A 17,869-nucleotide genomic window follows, 5' to 3' on the forward strand; every position below is an offset into this window, starting at 1 on the left:
CCGGGAGCATAGATAACTATGTGACCGGGGTGAGTGAGTGCAGCCAACAAAGAGGCAACTTGAAAGACGAAGGGTATAATAGGCAGGCAAATGGCTCATCTGGGTTAATTATGCCTAGATGAGCCATTTTCAGTCAACTCTCTCAGCTAATTAGTGTAACTTCAACCGTGGACGAATAACACGGTTAATTCCACCAACCAACATCATCAAGCCTGTTTTAATATATCCGTGCAAAGCTACTTGGTGCATACGATACAAGGAGATATAAACTATACGGGCAATACGGCCTTCCACCATCATTGATCCACGCATTAAGTTCCCCATCAGGCTACCAACCGTACTGAACTTCGATAATGAAACCAATGAACCATGATCTTTATAAACATATTCTTTCAATGGTTTTTCATTCAATAATGCCAGAATATTATCATAACAACGGCTTGCCATTTGGTGAGCGGACTGAGCTCGAGGAGGGACAAATCCACCTTCTTTTTTCGGGCATGATGCACAATCCCCAATGGCGAAAATACGATCGTCCAGTGTGGTTTGCAAAGTTGGTTTCACAACTAATTGGTTAATACGGTTTGTTTCCAATCCGCCAATGTCTTTCATAAAGTCCGGTGCTTTAATTCCTGCCGCCCAGACCATCAGGGAAGCTTTGATCTGCTCACCATCTTTAGTATTCAGACCGTATTCATCGGCACTGGTCACCATTGTCTTGGTTAAGACCTTGACGCCAAGCTTAGTCAATTCTTGATGCGCCGCACCAGAAATACGTGTCGGCAATGCAGGCAAAATTCGCTCACCAGCTTCAACCAGAGTCACATTTAAAGCATCTGAACTCAGGCTTTCAAAACCATAACTATGAAGCTGCTTGACCGCATTATATAGCTCAGCAGAAAGTTCAACACCCGTTGCGCCGCCACCAACAATCGCGATATTCACTTTTTCTTCCGCACATTGATTTGCAGAGTATTTCAGGAATAAATTCAGCATCTCATTGTGGAAACGATGTGCCTGCTGCGGATTATCAAGGAAAATACAGTTTTCCTTCACTCCAGCCGTCCCAAAATCATTCGACTGACTGCCCAATGCCATGACAAGAATGTCGTAGACCAGCTCACGCTCTGGTACCAACAAATCACTGCCTTCATCACGGATTGCAGCCAAAGTGATTTTTTTCTCTTCACGGTTAATATCCGTGAGCGTACCTAGCTGAAAATTGAAATAATGGTTGCTGGCATGCGCTAAATAGCTCAGTGCATCAACACCATCATCCAGGGAACCTGTTGCTACTTCATGTAATAACGGTTTCCATAAATGGCTGTTGTTGCGATCCACCAAAGTAATTTCGGCTTTTTGCTTACGGCCCAATTTATGTCCCAAACGCGTTGCCAGCTCTAAACCACCAGCGCCCCCACCAATGATGACAATTCTTGTCTTTGGCGTTGTCATGACTACCCCACTGAAAATACAACATAATGTTATGTAAGGTGCTAACTCACTTTTTTGAGCAAAAACCTTGAATAACGTCCTTAAATAACACCAAGCTAAACAAATTTCATACTGCAAATATCACCAGAATATCATGGCAGGTCAGTCGGTCATACCAAAAATAGCTTTAATTAAATTCTTTTGATTAATTAGACAACAATCACAAAATTTGTATGATAATTTTCAATTAATTAGACATAAAGCAGATTTATGAATAATTAACATTGTAAATGTTAATATTGTGTGAAGATGAGATTTTCAGGGTAAAATATTATACTATCGGAGAGAAAGATGAGTTGAAGAGAAGTAAGGAATAAGATCACCAATGGCACTCCTATTCCCGACTTTATTGAAATAAGTCTATATTATTCAATCATGATTCACATCTTAGCCATTTTTCGCACAGACCATGCAAAGCTTTATTAGCCTGTTGCCAACGGTCAGATTTCTGCAATTCTTCCAGACTAAATTGTTTACCTTGATGATATAACCGTGTGACTTTACCTGAGCCGATAAGCGGAAGGTTATCCAGTACACTGACAGCCCCTTCCCGATTGTTACACACTAAGATCATGTCACAACCCGCATTCAATGAAGCTTTTGCGCGCTCGGAGTAACTACCCATCACTGCGGCACCTTCCATTGATAAATCATCAGAAAAAATGACACCTTCAAAACCCAGTTGCTCACGCAATATAGATTTCAGCCAATACGGTGAACCACTAGCAGGGCGATGATCTACCTGAGGGTAAATAACATGGGCAGGCATGATGGCATCCAGTAGATTACGCTGGATAAAATCGCGGAATATCACCATATCGTGACAATTAATGGCATCCATTGAACGGTTGTCCCTCGGTGTTTCTTTATGAGAGTCCGCCGTCACTGCCCCATGTCCCGGAAAATGTTTCCCCGTCGATCTCATCCCCGCAGAATGCATGCCCTTAATAAATTTTTCTGCCATAACCATTGCAGGCTCAGGCTCTTCATGAAATGAACGCTCCCCAATTGCCGTACATTTATGCCCCAAATCCAACACTGGCGCAAAACTGATATCGATATCCATTGCGATCATTTCTGATGCCATCAGCCAACCAGACTCTTTTGCCAAATGTGCCCCCATAAGCAAATCATTCATACAGGCAAACGACTGGGCTGCTGGTAAACGAGTGAAACCTTCATGAAACCGCTGAACACGCCCGCCTTCCTGATCCACTGCAATCACCAGACGATGATGAGAAGCTTCGCGAATTTGACGAATTAATTCACGTAATTGTTTTGTATCGTGGAAATTGCGGGTAAACAGAATTAAACCGCCCACTAATGGATGTTGCAGAATTTCGCGTTCTTCATTATCCAATTCATAGCCAACAACATCTAACATTACTGGACCCATAGCATTCCTCACTTCTTTTTATTGGTTGCCATATTATCGTTAATTGAAATTCCACCAGCGCACTACGCCAGTGTCAATTTGTTACGACAGTTTAAAAGCATGGCGCAAAGGATACGCCAGTGATAAAAATTGCTGCTCTTTCGTTTGCTGCCAGCGCACTTCATACCACATCAGCATCATGTATCTAACCCACGGCTCCCATCGTTCAATCTGCTGCTGTAATCGTTGGATATCTGAATACCCTGACATTTGGATACAATAGTAATTCAAAAAGGTTTTTTGCTGTAGTTTATCCCATTGATTTCCTTTAAACAGAACAGCCAATGAGAAGCCAATATCAACATCAGCAGCATATTCCCAATCGATCAATTTTAGCCCATCTTCAGTCATTAACAGATTATCAGGGTGAACATCCATATGAGCCGGAGCGATTTTTAATGTGGCAGGCATTCTGGCAGTCATAAATAATTTATGCAGGCGTAACCAACGAGGGGATAGACGTCTCCGATCTATTTGCTGCCATTGATATGCAATTTGCTGCTTGAGTTTAAGGGGATAGCCCAATAGAGAGTGGCTGTGAAGAATGGCAAGCGTTTGAGCCAATGATTGCTGCATAGCTGGTGAACTCAATGTATCAGCGTCTACTTTTGTTCCCGTGAACCATTCCAGCAATAACCAAGTTTCGTTCATCGCCAGTACCTTAGGTGCAACACCAGTAGGGGATAATCTACGCAAAATCTGCTTTTCCCGCTGACGGTTTACTCCCAACGTACCACTATATGATGTTTGTGCGCGTCCAACCATCTGACGAACACCATCCGTAATGTAATAACTTGCCTGTGTCAGACCCGATAATGGCCTAATTTTCCAGGAATCTACTGGAGTATCAGGCCATTGCTGAGACAACATCTTTAACAAAGAATGATGGTTAGTTAACGTCACCGCGACCAGACCAGAGTATCTCACCGGTTTTAACCAGCAACAGTTGCATCTCTATGTCACGCTGACCATTGTGGCTGGAAATTGCGGTATACAAAACATAATCAGCGTTCAAATAACGCGCGAGACCAATCGATTTACTGCGTAACCCCAAGCTATCTTCCGATGACAACCCCAAAGCCTGCCGAGCAGTATAAACTTGAGATTTCGGAACAACCTGAAAGACTTGTTTATTACTGATTGCATCCGTAATCGCATCTGTCGCTTTCAGTGTCCGTAATGAGCCATTGGTATTGTTTTTGACAGAATCAACAAGCAATACTTTTCCTGCTTCCACTCCGTTGGCCTCAACCATTTGCTCCACCAATGGCTGGACAACACTATTCCAATTAATAGACTGGACCTTAGGGGGCTGAGGAACTTTTTCCGATGGTTTTACTGGCGGTTCCTGTTTTTTCTTTGGTTCCACTGGCGTAACAGGAGCAGGCTGTTGCGTTTTTTCAATTACACAACTTGCCAGCAACATTGCTGATAATATAACAAAGAGAATTCTTTTCATTAATCTACCCCAGTTACATCGCTACCTTGTACCGATACTCATGAATAATATTATTTTGCCAAAAGCGGGCCTAGTGGTCGTCCACCCACTAAATGCATATGGATATGGAAAACTTCCTGACCAGAGTGACGATTACAGTTCATAATCAAGCGATAGCCATCTTCTGCAATACCTTCATCTTTCGCTATTTTTGCTGCAACCGTAAATAAACGCCCCAAGGCAAGCTCATTCTCAGCGGTGACATCATTAACAGTCGGAATCAGCACATTGGGAACAATTAAAATATGTGACGGTGCTTGTGGGGAAATATCACGGAATGCTGTGACTAAATCATCCTGATAAATAATATCAGCAGGAATTTCACGGCGAATAATTTTGCTAAAAATAGTTTCTTCTGCCATCTTATTTCTCCTTTTCCACTTAATTTTATGCAATATTGACATGAAACAGTTCACAAAAGTTTTTTGTGGTCACTGCTGCCAACTCTTCAATACTAACGCCTTTTAAAACTGCCATATATTCAGCAACATCACGCACATAAGCAGGTTGATTCTGTTTACCGCGATAGGGAACAGGTGCTAAATAAGGTGAGTCAGTTTCCACCAAAATGCGGTCAAGTGGTACAAATCTTGCCGCTTCGCGGATCTGCTCTGCATTGCGGAAAGTAACAATACCAGAAAAAGAGATATAAAATCCTAAATCAAGCAAAGCCCTTGCTGTTTCTTTATCTTCTGTGAAGCAGTGCAAAACACCACCACATTCTTGCACTTTCTCTTCCCGCAACACCATCAGTGTATCGTCCCTTGCCTCACGGGTATGCACAATCACTGGCTTGTTTAGTTCACGACCGATACGGATATGCTCACGAAATGATGTTCTCTGGAGTTCAGCGTTTTCTTTCTGATAATAATAATCCAACCCCGTTTCACCCATTGCGATGACATCCTCGTCCGCAGCCAAACGGGCAAGTTCCTCAAAATTATAACCTTCATCCAGATTCAATGGGTGAATGCCACAGGAGTACGCTACATTTTCCCGTTTGCCAATCAAGCTTTTCATTTGTTGAAACCCAGGCAATGTAGTCGCTACTGCCAACATATACTTAACATCGCGTTCTGCGGCTTTAGCCACGACATCATCTACACTTTTGTGCAGCGTTTCATAATCAAGGCAATCGAGATGACAATGTGAATCAACTAAAAACATAATATGCTCATATCTAAATAGGTTACTGTGTGAGGCCGAGTTGCTTTTCCCAATTGAGTAATTGTTCTGTCAGCAATAATTCACGATTGATACCCACCACAGATAATAATTGATGACGACAACGTATCCAATCATCAACAGTGCTTACCAATCTTTCCGCGCTTTGAGCAGAGGCAAGGAGATGAACCAAAGCCTGCTGATCTTGGTTAACGCAATAATGTTGCACTTGCTGCCGATATTTTACAGCATCTGATAACAAACTGATCAACCAATGCAAGGATTGCTGTACATCATCACGATTCAACAATGGCAAAAGTGGCAAGGTATCACAATTATGCAATGCCTGTGTAATCGCCTGACAAAGTGAATTTCTTTGATGCCATTTTTCAGTCTGAAGCAATTTTTCCGCTGCCAGTGGCGCTCCCTGAGAAAGTCTTAACGCTGTCTGCGCATCCAGCGATGATACGGACGGAAGCTGATTTTTCAGCCAGTAAAGCCCTATAGAATTTTCAGGCGCAGGCAGAAAGTAGTAAAAACAACGACTACGCAGTGTTGCCAGCAAATTTGTGGGATGCTGACACCGCAACAGAAAATACGTGTTTTGAGGCGGCTCTTCCAATGTTTTCAGTAAGGCATTGGAAGCAGCATCAGTCAGGGATTCTGCTGATGGCAACCAGACAATTTTTGCTCCTCCTTGCTGGGAATGCTCATAGAGTTTTTCGCTAAGCTGACGCACGGCATCCACTCCAATGATATTTTTTCCCTTTTCAGGAGCAAGAACATGCCAGTCAGAATGGGTTTCTGCCAACATTAAATGGCAGCCGTGACATTTGCCACAGCTTTTCAGACCCTGCTTATTCTGGCACATTAACCAGCGGCTTAATCCATACAATAATGCATCTGCACCCGTTCCTTCATGCGCATGAAGTAAAATGGCGTGATGCCCCCGCCCTTGTTGATGGAATTCAACTAATTGACGGTACGCATGATTAAGCCACGGATACCAATTCATGCCTGAGTTTCCTGTTCTTTTAACCAATTAAGTAAGGTATGACGAATATCATCCTGCACTTTCTCTAATGGCTGAGTGGCATCCACCTTTCTGATGTTGTCATTATCTGTCACTAATTCGAGATACCTTTCACGTGTGCGATTGAAAAAATCCAACGATTCTTTTTCAATACGATCCAATTCACCACGTTCACGCGCACGCTGTAAACCTACTTCTGGAGGTAAATCAAGATAGATAGTCAAATCAGGATGAAAATCACCTAACACAGCTTTGCGCAATGATGCCATCAGGTTTTGATCAATACCGCGACCACCCCCCTGATAAGCTTGAGAAGAAAGGTCATGACGATCACCAACAACCCAAGTTCCCTTGGATAACGCTGGTTTGATGATATTTTCTACCAATTGAACTCTCGCAGCATAAAGCATCAATACTTCTGCTTTATCTGTCAGTGATTCGCCTTCGACCCCCTGTTTAATTAGCTGACGTAACTTTTCTGCTAATGGGGTTCCACCAGGTTCACGGGTAAACATCAGGTCAGAAATACCATACTGTTTCAACGTATCAACAATTGTTTGGATCGCAGTCGTTTTTCCTGCGCCCTCAAGCCCTTCGATTACAATAAATTTGCTGTTCATTTATCCTGCTTTAACTTCTGACGATAAAGAGTTACCGCCTTATTGTGTGCCACCAGATTAGTCGTGAATGTATGGCCGCCATCGCCATTCGCAACAAAATATAAATACTCAGTGACAGCAGGATGGGCTGCTGCCTTAATCGAAGCCAAACCTGGCATAGCAATAGGTGTTGGCGGCAATCCATCAATCATATAGGTATTGTACGGCGTAAGGGTAGTGAGATTACTGCGAAAAATCGTACCTGTGTATTTATCTCCCAAGCCGTAAATCACTGTCGGATCAGTCTGTAACCGCATCTTTAACCGTAGACGGTTCAAGAATACAGAAGCCACTTTAGTGCGTTCAGATTCAATTGCTGTCTCTTTTTCGATGATGGATGCCATGATCAACATCTCATAAGCATTCTTATACGGGAGACTCGTTCCGCGGTTTTTCCACTCCTGCTCCAGTACCGTTTTCATTTTGTTATGCGCTCGCTTGAGTAATTCCACATCACTCGTACCCGCTGTATACATATAGGTATCGGGGTAAAACCATCCTTCCAGTGATTCTCCCTCTTTTATTCCTAATGCATCAGCCAGCTCCTGCGCAGTTTTACTTTCCGCTTCATGCTTTAAGTATGGCGCATTCTGCAAAATTTTTGACCAATCAGAAAGGCGGCTCCCCTCCACAAAACGGATAGTAAATTGGGTTTCTTTACCACTGGCAAACAACTGCAAAACGGCTCTTAAGGACATCCCTTTTTGCAAACGATAAGTTCCCGCCTTAAATTTTGCCAGTTCAGGCTGAAGCCGAAATAACCACGGCAGTAATCGATTATCTTCAATTAATTTCTGCTGGATCAGTAAGGTTTCCAGACCTGTACGCCCTGTACCCGCCGGCACAGTAAATATAAGCTCTTGATTAAGATTAATATCCTGATCTGCAAAGTTTTCTATTTTTTTCACAAAAGAAAAGAAGACGATCACAGCGATTGCGATAATCAATCCGGGTAGAATGAGAATGCGCTTTTTTAGTTTCATTCGGTAATCACTTTTATGTGTGCTTCAATGATGAGTACTAAATAGCTAAAACCTTAAACCTTATTTAATTAAAAATTAAAGTGTTAAACATTCTGGTAATAAATACTCATGCAGCTCTCTTGATTGATACTTCCACGCAGGTTGATATTTGTGTGCTTGAATTTGATTTACTGGAACCACTGGCATCAGAGAATTACAGATAATCACTTCATCGGCATGAGACAGTGCTTCAGGATAACGCATAACAAATGACAGGCTATAATCACTGTCTACCAATAATTCGATTATTTTTTGCCGCATAATCCCTTCCACACCACACTGGCTGAGATCAGGCGTATAAACATTTTTTCCTTTTCGCCAAAAAATATTAGCAGTACAACACTCAACCAATAGACCATCACTATCAAGCACCAGTGCTTCATCCACTTTGGATTGTTCAATGAATCTTTTGATCAAAACTTGTTCCAAGCGATTCAAGTGCTTGATACCTGCAAGGTAGGGATTAATCCCCATGGAAATCGGGCTAAGCGCCAACTCAGCACCATTTTGACGCAAGGTAATATATTGTGCTGGATATGGGTTCAAAGAGAGAATCTTTGTGGGTTCAATTTCATGGTCAATACCATAACCACGCCCTCCGGCTCCTCTGGAAAGAATAACCTTCAGAACACCCGATTCACATCCTTGCACGACTTGTTTAATATGATTCTCAAGCTGCGTCCAATCCAGTGCTGGCATAAACAGTTTTTCAACGCCTTTTTGCAATCGTTTTATATGCAAAGATAACAAAGCGGGCTGTTCTTGCTCAACTCTTATTGTGGTAAAGCAACCATCACCAAATTGTACCGAGCGATCATTCACAGGCAATTGGTCACACTGATTGCCATTAATCCAATACGTCATTTTAACTTCTTATTTTCGATAAAAAGGCGTGATAACCTCAACTATTAAGGGGCGTTATAATAGTATAGGTGTCCGGGCAGTGCAAAAAACCATAAAAAAACAATCAGTCAGAAAACAAGTGTAAAAAAGCCCCAACAAATGTTGAGGCTCTTTATAAACACAAAGCGTTTTTAGATCTTGCGGAAGATCAATGACCCATTAGTGCCACCGAAGCCGAAAGAGTTACACAATGCGTATTCCATTCCTTCAACTTTACGCGCTTCACCTGGAACTAAATCCAAATGACAGTTCTCATCCTGATTTTCCAAATTAATGGTCGGAGGAACAATCTGATCACGCAGGGAAAGAATAGTGAAAATAGATTCAACCGCTCCCGCAGCTCCCAGCAAGTGGCCTGTCATGGATTTGGTTGAACTCACCAATACCTTGGTGCCTTCACCAAAAACAGACTCAACCGCGCGAGCTTCTGCAATATCACCAACTGGTGTTGAAGTGCCATGAGCATTAATGTAACCCACCTGCTCTGGTGAAATACCCGCATCTTTCAGGGCATTTTCCATCGCTAAAGCAGCACCGGCTCCATCTTCAGGAGGTGATGTCATGTGGTAAGCATCACTACTCATGCCAAAGCCAACAACTTCAGCATAGATTTTTGCACCACGCTGTTTGGCGTGTTCATATTCTTCAAGAACGACAACACCTGCGCCATCGCCCAGAACAAAACCATCACGATCTTTATCCCAAGGACGACTTGCACCCTGAGGATTATCGTTACGGGTTGATAATGCTCGTGCAGCACCAAATCCGGCAATACCAAATTCTGTGCTGGCTTTCTCTGCACCACCCGCCAGCATAATATCAGCATCATTATAAGCAATGATACGAGCCGCATGACCGATATTATGTACACCAGAAGTACACGCGGTTGCGATGGAAATGCTAGGGCCACGCAGACCATAAAGGATGCTCAGATGGCCTGCCACCATATTAATAATGGTTGAAGGTACAAAGAATGGGCTGACCTTGCGAGGCCCCGCCGAAAGCAATGTACTATGGTTTTCTTCAATCAGGCCCAAACCACCAATACCAGAACCAATAGCAGCACCAAAGCGGCTAGCATTGGCTTCTGTTACTTCGATTCCTGCATCTTCAACGGCTTGTATGCCGGCAGCAATACCATACTGAATAAAGAGATCCATCTTCCGTGCTTCTTTGCGCGAAAGTTTGAAATCTTCATGATTAAAATTCTTCACCACACCAGCAAATTTAGTTGCATGGTTAGAGGCGTCAAAATGTTCGATAAGGCCGATACCACTCTGTCCGGCACAAACAGCATTCCAAGCAGATTCTACTGTGTTGCCGACAGGAGATAACATGCCTAGTCCGGTCACGACTACTCGACGCTTAGACACGGTTATCCTCCAGGGAGGGAAAAAATTTAGGACGAAAAACATAGGCGGTCGAATGACCGCCTAGGTAAGTGTGCTTATTTACCTGCGTTTTCAACGTAGTCAATAGCAGCCTGAACTGTGGTGATTTTTTCAGCTTCTTCGTCTGGGATCTCGATATCGAACTCTTCTTCCAGAGCCATTACCAGTTCAACTGTGTCAAGAGAATCAGCGCCCAAGTCATCAACAAATGAAGCTGTGTTCACAACTTCTTCCTCTTTAACACCCAGTTGTTCAACGATGATTTTCTTAACGCGTTCGTCGATAGTGCTCATACTATTAAATTTCCTATCAAAACTCGCTTTTGCGATGGTTTTCGTAGTTTATAAAATACAGGAAAAGATGCAACCAAATCCCGGCTGGTCGAACCACAATCTGCTTCTTTCTGCTTCTTTTTGTACAAAAAGCGCATCAAAAACAGAGGGTTCGCTCATTTTTAGATCATGTACATGCCACCATTGACATGCAATGTTTCACCCGTAATGTAAGCGGCCTCATCAGAAGCAAGAAACGCTACAGCACTGGCAATTTCTTTTGCATCACCGAGACGATTAGCAGGAATTCCAGCAGAAATACCTGCACGTTGTTCGTCTGTCAATGCCTTGGTCATATCTGTTTCGATAAAACCAGGTGCAACAACGTTGACGGTGATGCCACGAGAAGCGACTTCACGAGCCAATGATTTACTAAAACCAATAACTCCTGCTTTCGCTGCCGTGTAATTCGCCTGCCCTGCATTTCCCATCGTCCCAACAACAGATCCAATGGAAATAATACGTCCATAACGTTTTTTCATCATAGAGCGCATTACTGCTTTTGACAGACGAAAAATCGAAGAAAGATTCGTGTCAATAATATCTTGCCACTCATCATCTTTCATGCGCATCAACAAGTTATCACGAGTGATGCCAGCATTATTAACCAATATGTCTATTTCACCAAATTCAGCACGAATATTCGATAGTGCATTTTCAATGGATTCTGAATCTGTGACATTCAGTACAAAACCTTTGCCTTTATCACCAAGGTAGGAGCTGATTTCTTCTGCTCCCTTTTCACTGGTTGCAGTGCCAACAACACATGCACCACGTGCAGCCAATAATTCAGCAATCGCGCGACCTATACCACGGCTAGCGCCAGTGACCAGTGCAATTTTTCCATCAAAGCTCATGTTTTCCTCAGTCATTTATTCAGAGCAACTGTGAGTGATGATACATCATTTACTGCTACAGCATTTAAAGTATCAACAATTCGTTTAGTTAACCCAGTCAATACTTTACCCGGCCCAATTTCCAACAGTTGTTCAATATTCTGTTCAGCAATATATTCAACTGACTCTGCCCAGCGTACAGGATTATACAACTGACGAACCAGCGCGTCGCGGATAGCATCGGCAGATTGTTCTACTTTTACATCAACATTATTGACGACAGGGAACTGTGGCTGGTTAAACACAACCTCTTGTAACGCAGAAGCCAATTGCCCGGCTGCAGATTTCATGAGTGCACAATGCGAAGGCACACTAACAGCCAGAGGCAATGCGCGTTTTGCGCCAGCCGCTTTACATGCGGCTCCCGCACGCTCTACGGCCTCTTTGTCACCTGCGATCACTACCTGACCCGGCGAATTAAAATTAACAGGGGAAACTACCTGACCCTGTGCTGATTCTTCACATGCCTTTGCAATGGTTTCATTATCCAAACCGATAATGGCATACATCGCTCCTCGCCCTTCCGGTACAGCGTCTTGCATCAGCTTTCCACGCAACTCAACGAGCTTGATGGCCTGCTGGAATTCAATCACGCCAGCACAAACCAGCGCTGAATATTCGCCAAGGCTATGGCCCGCCATCATGGAAGGAGCTTTTCCTCCCTTTTCCTGCCATACTCGCCAAATCGCCACTGAAGCAGCCAACAACGCAGGTTGGGTTTTCCACGTTTTGTTCAGTTCTTCTGCTGGCCCTTGCTGAACCAATGCCCATAAATCATATCCCAAAACCGCAGAAGCTTCTGCGAAGGTCTGCTCAACCATCGGGAATTCTGAGGCCAAATCCGCCAACATACCCAAAGATTGAGAACCTTGACCGGGAAACACCATTGCAAAATCAGACATGTCTATCTTCCTGTTAAATTAAAAACGTACTAGCGCTGAGCCCCAGGTAAAGCCACCGCCGAATGCTTCAAGTAAGATGAGCTGGCCACGTTGGATTCTTCCATCACGCACCGCTTCATCGAACGCTGTCGGAACAGACGCAGCCGAAGTATTACCATGACGATCCAATGTGATAACCACTTTATCCATTGCCATATTTAATTTCTTGGCTGTCGCCGAAATAATGCGCAAATTGGCTTGATGAGGAACCAGCCAATCAAGCTGGGTATGAGCCAAGTTATTAGCTTCCAATGTCTCATCAACGATATTAGCCAATTCACGGACGGCAACCTTAAAGACTTCATTACCAACCATCGTAACGTATGCTGGTGTATCGCCCTTCACTCGGCTCTGATGAGGCAACGACAACAAATCACCATAACGACCATCAGCATGAAGATGGGTAGATAGTATACCTGGCTCCTCTGAAGCCCCGACCACCATTGCTCCCGCAGCATCACCAAACAGGATAATTGTACTGCGATCTTCAGGATCTACAACTCTTGAAATAATGTCGGAACCAATCACCAATGCATGCTTGGCGGCACCAGTTTTAATAAATTTATCGACGATGCTTAACGCGTAAGTAAAGCCCGCGCATGCTGCCGCAACATCAAAAGCTGCAACGCCTTGAATCCCTAATAACTGCTGAATTTGGCAAGCAGCACTTGGGAAAGCGTGAGTTGAGCTTGTTGTCGCAACAACAATTAAATCAATTTGTGTTTTATCGATACCCGCCATTTCAATGGCTTTTTCAGCGGCTTTAAACCCCAGAACTGCAACGTTTTCATCTTCAGCTGCAATACGGCGTTCACGAATGCCAGTACGAGTGACGATCCACTCGTCAGACGTATCCACCATTTTTTCCAAATCTGCGTTAGTACGCACCTGCGCAGGCAAATAACTGCCCGTACCTAAGATTTTTGTATACATTTATGTTTTATTCACTCTTGGGTAATACTGCATCCAACCGGGCAGCGATTCTGTCAGGAACTTGTTTTTCTACAGCCTGAACTGCTTGATCAATAGCAGCCTTAAACGCATGTTCATTGGCAGCACCGTGACTTTTTATGACGATGCCACGCAACCCTATTAACGTTGCTCCGTTATATTGATCAGGGTTTAGATGCCCAAACCGCTTAGTTAGCTGTTTCAACAACCATTTTTTGAATATCTTCATCTTGAATATTTTCATCAACCAAGATGAATTTTTCTGCTGACCACCCGGTGATTTTACCAGAGATAAAATCACTCTGATCGCACCTTCCATTGTCTTCAGCGTAACATTACCTGCGAAGCCGTCACATACGAGCACATCAGCTTTGCCTGTCAGTAGCTCATTTCCTTCCACATAACCTATATAGTTAATTGCCGAGCTATTGCGTAAGGTCATAGCAGCTTCGCGGATATTGTCCAGCCCTTTGGATTCCTCTTCCCCGATATTGAGTAATGCAACACGAGGATTATTAATCCCGGCAACATACTCCGCCATTACGGCGCCCATAATCGCAAACTGAACTAACATATCGCTATTACAATTAATATTAGCGCCTAAATCCAATACAACGGTCTTCTGCTGTTTCAGATTGGGTACCACTGTCATTAACGCAGGCCGTTCAATTCCTTCTATGGATTTAAGCATCACTTTGGCTAATCCCATCAAAACTCCTGTATTCCCTGCACTGACACAGGCTTGCGCTTCACCCGATTTAACTAAATTCAGAGCAATACGCATTGAAGTACCATGGCTGGAACGAATAGCCTGAGAAGGCCTTACATCGTTGGAAACAACGTGTTCCGCAGGGATAATTTGCAAGCGGCTGAGCAACTCAGCATTTTTATTTGCAAGCAAAGGAGAGATGGTTTCGGGATTACCGACCAACAACAATTTTAGTTGTGGATTAGATGCCAGTGCCTGCAATGCAGCAGGCACCGTGACGCGAGGACCAAAGTCCCCGCCCATTGCATCTAACGCTAAGGTTAGATTAGCCAAGATATCAACTTGCTAATAGTTAGCTGAAATTACTTGTTGATTACCTTGCGGCCACGGTAGTAGCCATCAGCAGTCACATGGTGACGCAGGTGAGTTTCACCAGAAGTTTTGTCTACAGAGACATGTGTTGCAGTCAGTGCGTCATGAGAACGACGCATACCACGTTTAGAACGAGTTGGTTTATTCTGTTGTACGGCCATTGACCTTACTCCTTAAGTACTTTTCTTTAAACTGGCTAATACGGCAAATGGGTTTGGTTTTTCTGCTTCAAGAGGCAGAACACCAAATACCATGTCCGCGTCGGACACTTCACAGTGTTCAGAATCATGTACCGGAACCACCGGCAGAGATAGAATTATTTCATCTTCAATCATTGCCAGCAAATCTATTTCGCCAAATTCATTAACGTTAATTGGCTCATACTCTTCCGGTAATGCCTCAGCCCTCTCATCATTGACGACCGGACTAAAACAATACGTTGTGTGAACATGATGACTGAAATTACTGCCACAACGCTGACAACGAAGCGTGACATCCACATAAGAATGTCCTTTTACAACTGCCAGACGCTGATTATCAATTTCAAATGATAATGAGTTATCTACATCACTATCCACACTGACCACGGATTCTGCAATACGAGAAACTTGCCCAGCAGAATAACTACCTTGGTAGTCCAATCTTTTCTGAGCTGCTCGAAGCGCATCGATGGTCAGGGGTAATTTTACCTTTTGCATAAGGCGCGCATATTATCTTTGTAATGAGACATAGTCAAAGAAAAAGGCCACACATCTGCACCTTTCCGCCAAATATTCGCTTATTAAGCGGCGTATAGTTTAAAATGTCTGCGAATATTTCTCTACGTATTTTATGGAAAAATGATGCTTCCGATTGTTTTATCATCAACTTCTGTGTATCGCCGCCTATTACTGGAAAAAATAGGATTGCCTTTTACTTGTGCCTCTCCCGATATTGATGAAAGTCCGCAGGAAAACGAAAGTCCGGAAAAGTTAGTCATGCGGCTAGCACAGACAAAAGCCAGTTCATTACAGTTAAATTATTCCAACCATCTTATTATAGGTTCAGATCAAGTTTGCGTTTTAGATAACAAAATTACAGGTAAACCCCATGATTTTGAAAACGCTTTCATTCAACTCCAAAAAGCCAGTGGACAGTGTGTCACCTTTTATACGGGGATTACACTGTTAAATAGCAAAACTGGGAACATAGATACCCGTTGTGAGCTATTCAATGTTTATTTCAGAGAACTTACTGAAACAGAAATCATTGGCTATTTAAACAAAGAAAAACCTTTCAATTGCGCCGGCAGTTTTAAAAGTGAAGGGCTGGGAATTATGTTATTCGAAAGGTTAGACGGTAAAGATCCCAACACACTCATCGGATTGCCATTGATTACTTTGACAGACATGCTTATCCGTCAGGGGGTCAACCCGCTGACGGAATGTTCTTAATGATTATTTTGCCGCAATACTTTTAAACATTGCTTTAACCTATCATCCATTGGCGCTTCGAAACGTAACGTTTCGCCCGTAGATGGGTGAGTAAACCTCAATGAACTTGCATGCAGAAACAGTCGGTTAAGGCCTGTTTCTGCAAGCTGTGCATCAAATCTTCTATCACCATAGCGATCATCAAAAGCAATAGGATGACCCGCATGTAAAGTATGCACGCGGATCTGATGCGTTCGCCCTGTAACCGGGCTTGCCCGCACTAATGTAGCAAACGCATACCGCTCTTCAACTTTAAAACGCGTCTCAGATGGTTTGCCTTCACTGCTGACTTTTACCACCCTTTCCCCACTTTGCAGGATATTTTTCAACAAGGGGACTTCTACAACTTTACAATGAGATTGCCATTGCCCGCGTACTAAAGCCAAATAGTCTTTCTGCATCTGTTTCAAACGTAATTGTTCATGCAGTGCCCGCAACGCAGAGCGCTTTTTGGCAATCAACAAAATACCCGAAGTATCGCGATCAAGACGATGCACCAACTCAAGGAAACGTGCTTCCGGGCGCAGAGCACGCAATCCCTCGATCACCCCGAAACTCAGCCCACTACCACCGTGTACTGCCGTTCCAGAGGGTTTATTAATGACCAGAATATGGTCGTCTTCATACAAAATACACTCTGCCAGAGCAGCCACTTTATCCAGTTTCGCAGATACAGGGGGGGCCTGCTTTTCCGCAACCCTGACAGGTGGGATTCTGATAATGTCGCCTGCGGTCAATTTATATTCAGGCTTGATTCTTCCCTTGTTAACTCGAACTTCACCTTTTCGCAAGATTCGATAGATCATGCTCTTAGGTACACCTTTTAAACGAGCCAGCAAAAAGTTATCAATTCGCTGACCGGCTTCATCGTCATCAATCGTGACAAACTGTACAATTTGATTATTTGTTTTCATGGGCGAGATTCTAATTATCCAACAAACATAGTGCCACTCATTTTTAAATATGACTAAATAACATCCATATTTTTTTACTTCATTATTCCAAGTGTCTTAGGATAAAGACTAAAGATTAACAACTTATCACTATTTCCTAATAAAAAAGCCGCAAAGCGATAAAGTCACCTTGCTATCACCCCAATAGCAATGGAATAATGCTTTCTGGCCACAGTTTACTAAACTATGAATGGCAAGATTGAAATTGTTTGTTATCTGTTTGCTTGAACAAAAACGCAGCAATGGCGTAAGACGTAATGTTTAAGTAAACAATTTATGGGCTGCGAGTTGCAGCTTACTGGATTGGGTAAAATCTGTACCAGTTTATTACAGTGTCCCAAATAAAGAGTGCTGTATTTAAATGAAATTCAGGCTCACCGACAAATAGGCGCCTCTATACAAACGATAGCCGTGAGGCTGGCGGTTTTGTAAAAGACACGAGGCCATCGGTAACCAGTAGCGCATCTCTTTTTTACTCGCAGCTCTATATTAATGTAAAAAATAATGAGTAAGTTAGAATGAAAAGAATGTTAATCAACGCAACTCAACAAGAAGAGTTGCGTGTTGCCCTTGTTGATGGGCAGCGTCTTTATGATTTGGATATTGAAAGCCCAGGACACGAGCAGAAAAAGGCCAATATTTAT

General features: G+C 43.2%; 20 protein-coding genes. 1 reads left to right on the plus strand and 19 read right to left on the minus strand.

Annotated elements, in window-relative coordinates:
- Window positions 1–150 precede the first annotated feature (150 nt).
- The 18 genes from AB204_RS08215 to yceD form a co-directional block, all read right to left on the minus strand.
- A complete protein-coding gene (locus AB204_RS08215) occupies window positions 151–1,455 on the minus strand; it encodes an NAD(P)/FAD-dependent oxidoreductase (protein WP_047962899.1) in 1,305 nt (434 codons plus the stop codon).
- Between the two features lie 412 nt (window positions 1,456–1,867).
- Window positions 1,868–2,890, minus strand: coding sequence for a beta-N-acetylhexosaminidase (gene nagZ / locus AB204_RS08220; protein ID WP_047962900.1), 1,023 nt, complete (start codon window positions 2,888–2,890; stop codon window positions 1,868–1,870).
- A gap of 81 nt (window positions 2,891–2,971) precedes the next feature.
- A complete protein-coding gene (locus AB204_RS08225) occupies window positions 2,972–3,856 on the minus strand; it encodes a phosphotransferase (protein WP_235428052.1) in 885 nt (294 codons plus the stop codon).
- Window positions 3,819–4,388, minus strand: coding sequence for a penicillin-binding protein activator LpoB (gene lpoB, locus AB204_RS08230; RefSeq protein ID WP_047962902.1), 570 nt, complete (start codon window positions 4,386–4,388; stop codon window positions 3,819–3,821). The genes AB204_RS08225 and lpoB overlap by 38 nt, the downstream gene beginning before the upstream one ends.
- A gap of 50 nt (window positions 4,389–4,438) precedes the next feature.
- Window positions 4,439–4,789 (minus strand): purine nucleoside phosphoramidase, encoded by a 351-nt coding sequence (gene hinT / locus AB204_RS08235; RefSeq protein WP_047962903.1) that lies wholly within the window; start codon window positions 4,787–4,789, stop codon window positions 4,439–4,441.
- Between the two features lie 25 nt (window positions 4,790–4,814).
- Window positions 4,815–5,594: a metal-dependent hydrolase gene (locus AB204_RS08240; RefSeq protein ID WP_047962904.1), complete on the minus strand. Its 780-nt coding sequence runs from the start codon at window positions 5,592–5,594 to the stop codon at window positions 4,815–4,817.
- A 22-nt stretch (window positions 5,595–5,616) separates the two neighbouring features.
- Window positions 5,617–6,606: a DNA polymerase III subunit delta' gene (gene holB / locus AB204_RS08245; protein WP_047962905.1), complete on the minus strand. Its 990-nt coding sequence runs from the start codon at window positions 6,604–6,606 to the stop codon at window positions 5,617–5,619.
- Window positions 6,603–7,244, minus strand: coding sequence for a dTMP kinase (gene tmk, locus AB204_RS08250; RefSeq protein WP_047962906.1), 642 nt, complete (start codon window positions 7,242–7,244; stop codon window positions 6,603–6,605). Before tmk ends, holB begins: the two co-directional genes overlap by 4 nt.
- Window positions 7,241–8,266, minus strand: coding sequence for an endolytic transglycosylase MltG (gene mltG / locus AB204_RS08255; protein WP_047962907.1), 1,026 nt, complete (start codon window positions 8,264–8,266; stop codon window positions 7,241–7,243). Before mltG ends, tmk begins: the two co-directional genes overlap by 4 nt.
- A gap of 75 nt (window positions 8,267–8,341) precedes the next feature.
- Window positions 8,342–9,169 (minus strand): aminodeoxychorismate lyase, encoded by an 828-nt coding sequence (gene pabC, locus AB204_RS08260; protein ID WP_047962908.1) that lies wholly within the window; start codon window positions 9,167–9,169, stop codon window positions 8,342–8,344.
- A gap of 170 nt (window positions 9,170–9,339) precedes the next feature.
- On the minus strand, window positions 9,340–10,581 hold the full coding sequence (fabF, locus tag AB204_RS08265) for a beta-ketoacyl-ACP synthase II (RefSeq protein WP_047962909.1): 1,242 nt from the start codon (window positions 10,579–10,581) through the stop codon (window positions 9,340–9,342).
- A gap of 74 nt (window positions 10,582–10,655) precedes the next feature.
- On the minus strand, window positions 10,656–10,892 hold the full coding sequence (gene acpP, locus AB204_RS08270) for an acyl carrier protein (RefSeq protein ID WP_012989255.1): 237 nt from the start codon (window positions 10,890–10,892) through the stop codon (window positions 10,656–10,658).
- Between the two features lie 161 nt (window positions 10,893–11,053).
- Window positions 11,054–11,788 (minus strand): 3-oxoacyl-ACP reductase FabG, encoded by a 735-nt coding sequence (gene fabG / locus AB204_RS08275; protein ID WP_047962910.1) that lies wholly within the window; start codon window positions 11,786–11,788, stop codon window positions 11,054–11,056.
- An 11-nt stretch (window positions 11,789–11,799) separates the two neighbouring features.
- A complete protein-coding gene (fabD, locus tag AB204_RS08280; RefSeq protein WP_047962911.1) occupies window positions 11,800–12,729 on the minus strand; it encodes an ACP S-malonyltransferase in 930 nt (309 codons plus the stop codon).
- An 18-nt stretch (window positions 12,730–12,747) separates the two neighbouring features.
- Window positions 12,748–13,701, minus strand: a complete 954-nt coding sequence (locus AB204_RS08285) for a beta-ketoacyl-ACP synthase III (RefSeq protein ID WP_047962912.1) — start codon at window positions 13,699–13,701, stop codon at window positions 12,748–12,750.
- A 7-nt stretch (window positions 13,702–13,708) separates the two neighbouring features.
- Window positions 13,709–14,761 (minus strand): phosphate acyltransferase PlsX, encoded by a 1,053-nt coding sequence (plsX, locus tag AB204_RS08290; RefSeq protein WP_072061411.1) that lies wholly within the window; start codon window positions 14,759–14,761, stop codon window positions 13,709–13,711.
- 29 nt (window positions 14,762–14,790) lie between these two features.
- On the minus strand, window positions 14,791–14,961 hold the full coding sequence (gene rpmF / locus AB204_RS08295; RefSeq protein WP_004247080.1) for a 50S ribosomal protein L32: 171 nt from the start codon (window positions 14,959–14,961) through the stop codon (window positions 14,791–14,793).
- A 12-nt stretch (window positions 14,962–14,973) separates the two neighbouring features.
- Window positions 14,974–15,498, minus strand: a complete 525-nt coding sequence (gene yceD / locus AB204_RS08300) for a 23S rRNA accumulation protein YceD (protein WP_047962914.1) — start codon at window positions 15,496–15,498, stop codon at window positions 14,974–14,976.
- 144 nt (window positions 15,499–15,642) lie between these two features.
- Between yceD and AB204_RS08305 the strand changes: the two genes are divergently transcribed.
- The gene (locus tag AB204_RS08305; protein WP_047962915.1) at window positions 15,643–16,233 is read left to right on the plus strand and encodes a Maf family protein; all 591 of its coding nucleotides are present in this window, start codon (window positions 15,643–15,645) and stop codon (window positions 16,231–16,233) included.
- Here AB204_RS08305 and rluC read toward each other — a convergent pair.
- On the minus strand, window positions 16,230–17,186 hold the full coding sequence (gene rluC / locus AB204_RS08310) for a 23S rRNA pseudouridine(955/2504/2580) synthase RluC (protein WP_047962916.1): 957 nt from the start codon (window positions 17,184–17,186) through the stop codon (window positions 16,230–16,232). The genes AB204_RS08305 and rluC overlap by 4 nt on opposite strands.
- Window positions 17,187–17,869 lie beyond the last annotated feature (683 nt).

The organism is Xenorhabdus khoisanae, assembly GCF_001037465.1.
Taxonomy (GTDB): Bacteria; Pseudomonadota; Gammaproteobacteria; order Enterobacterales; family Enterobacteriaceae; genus Xenorhabdus; species Xenorhabdus khoisanae.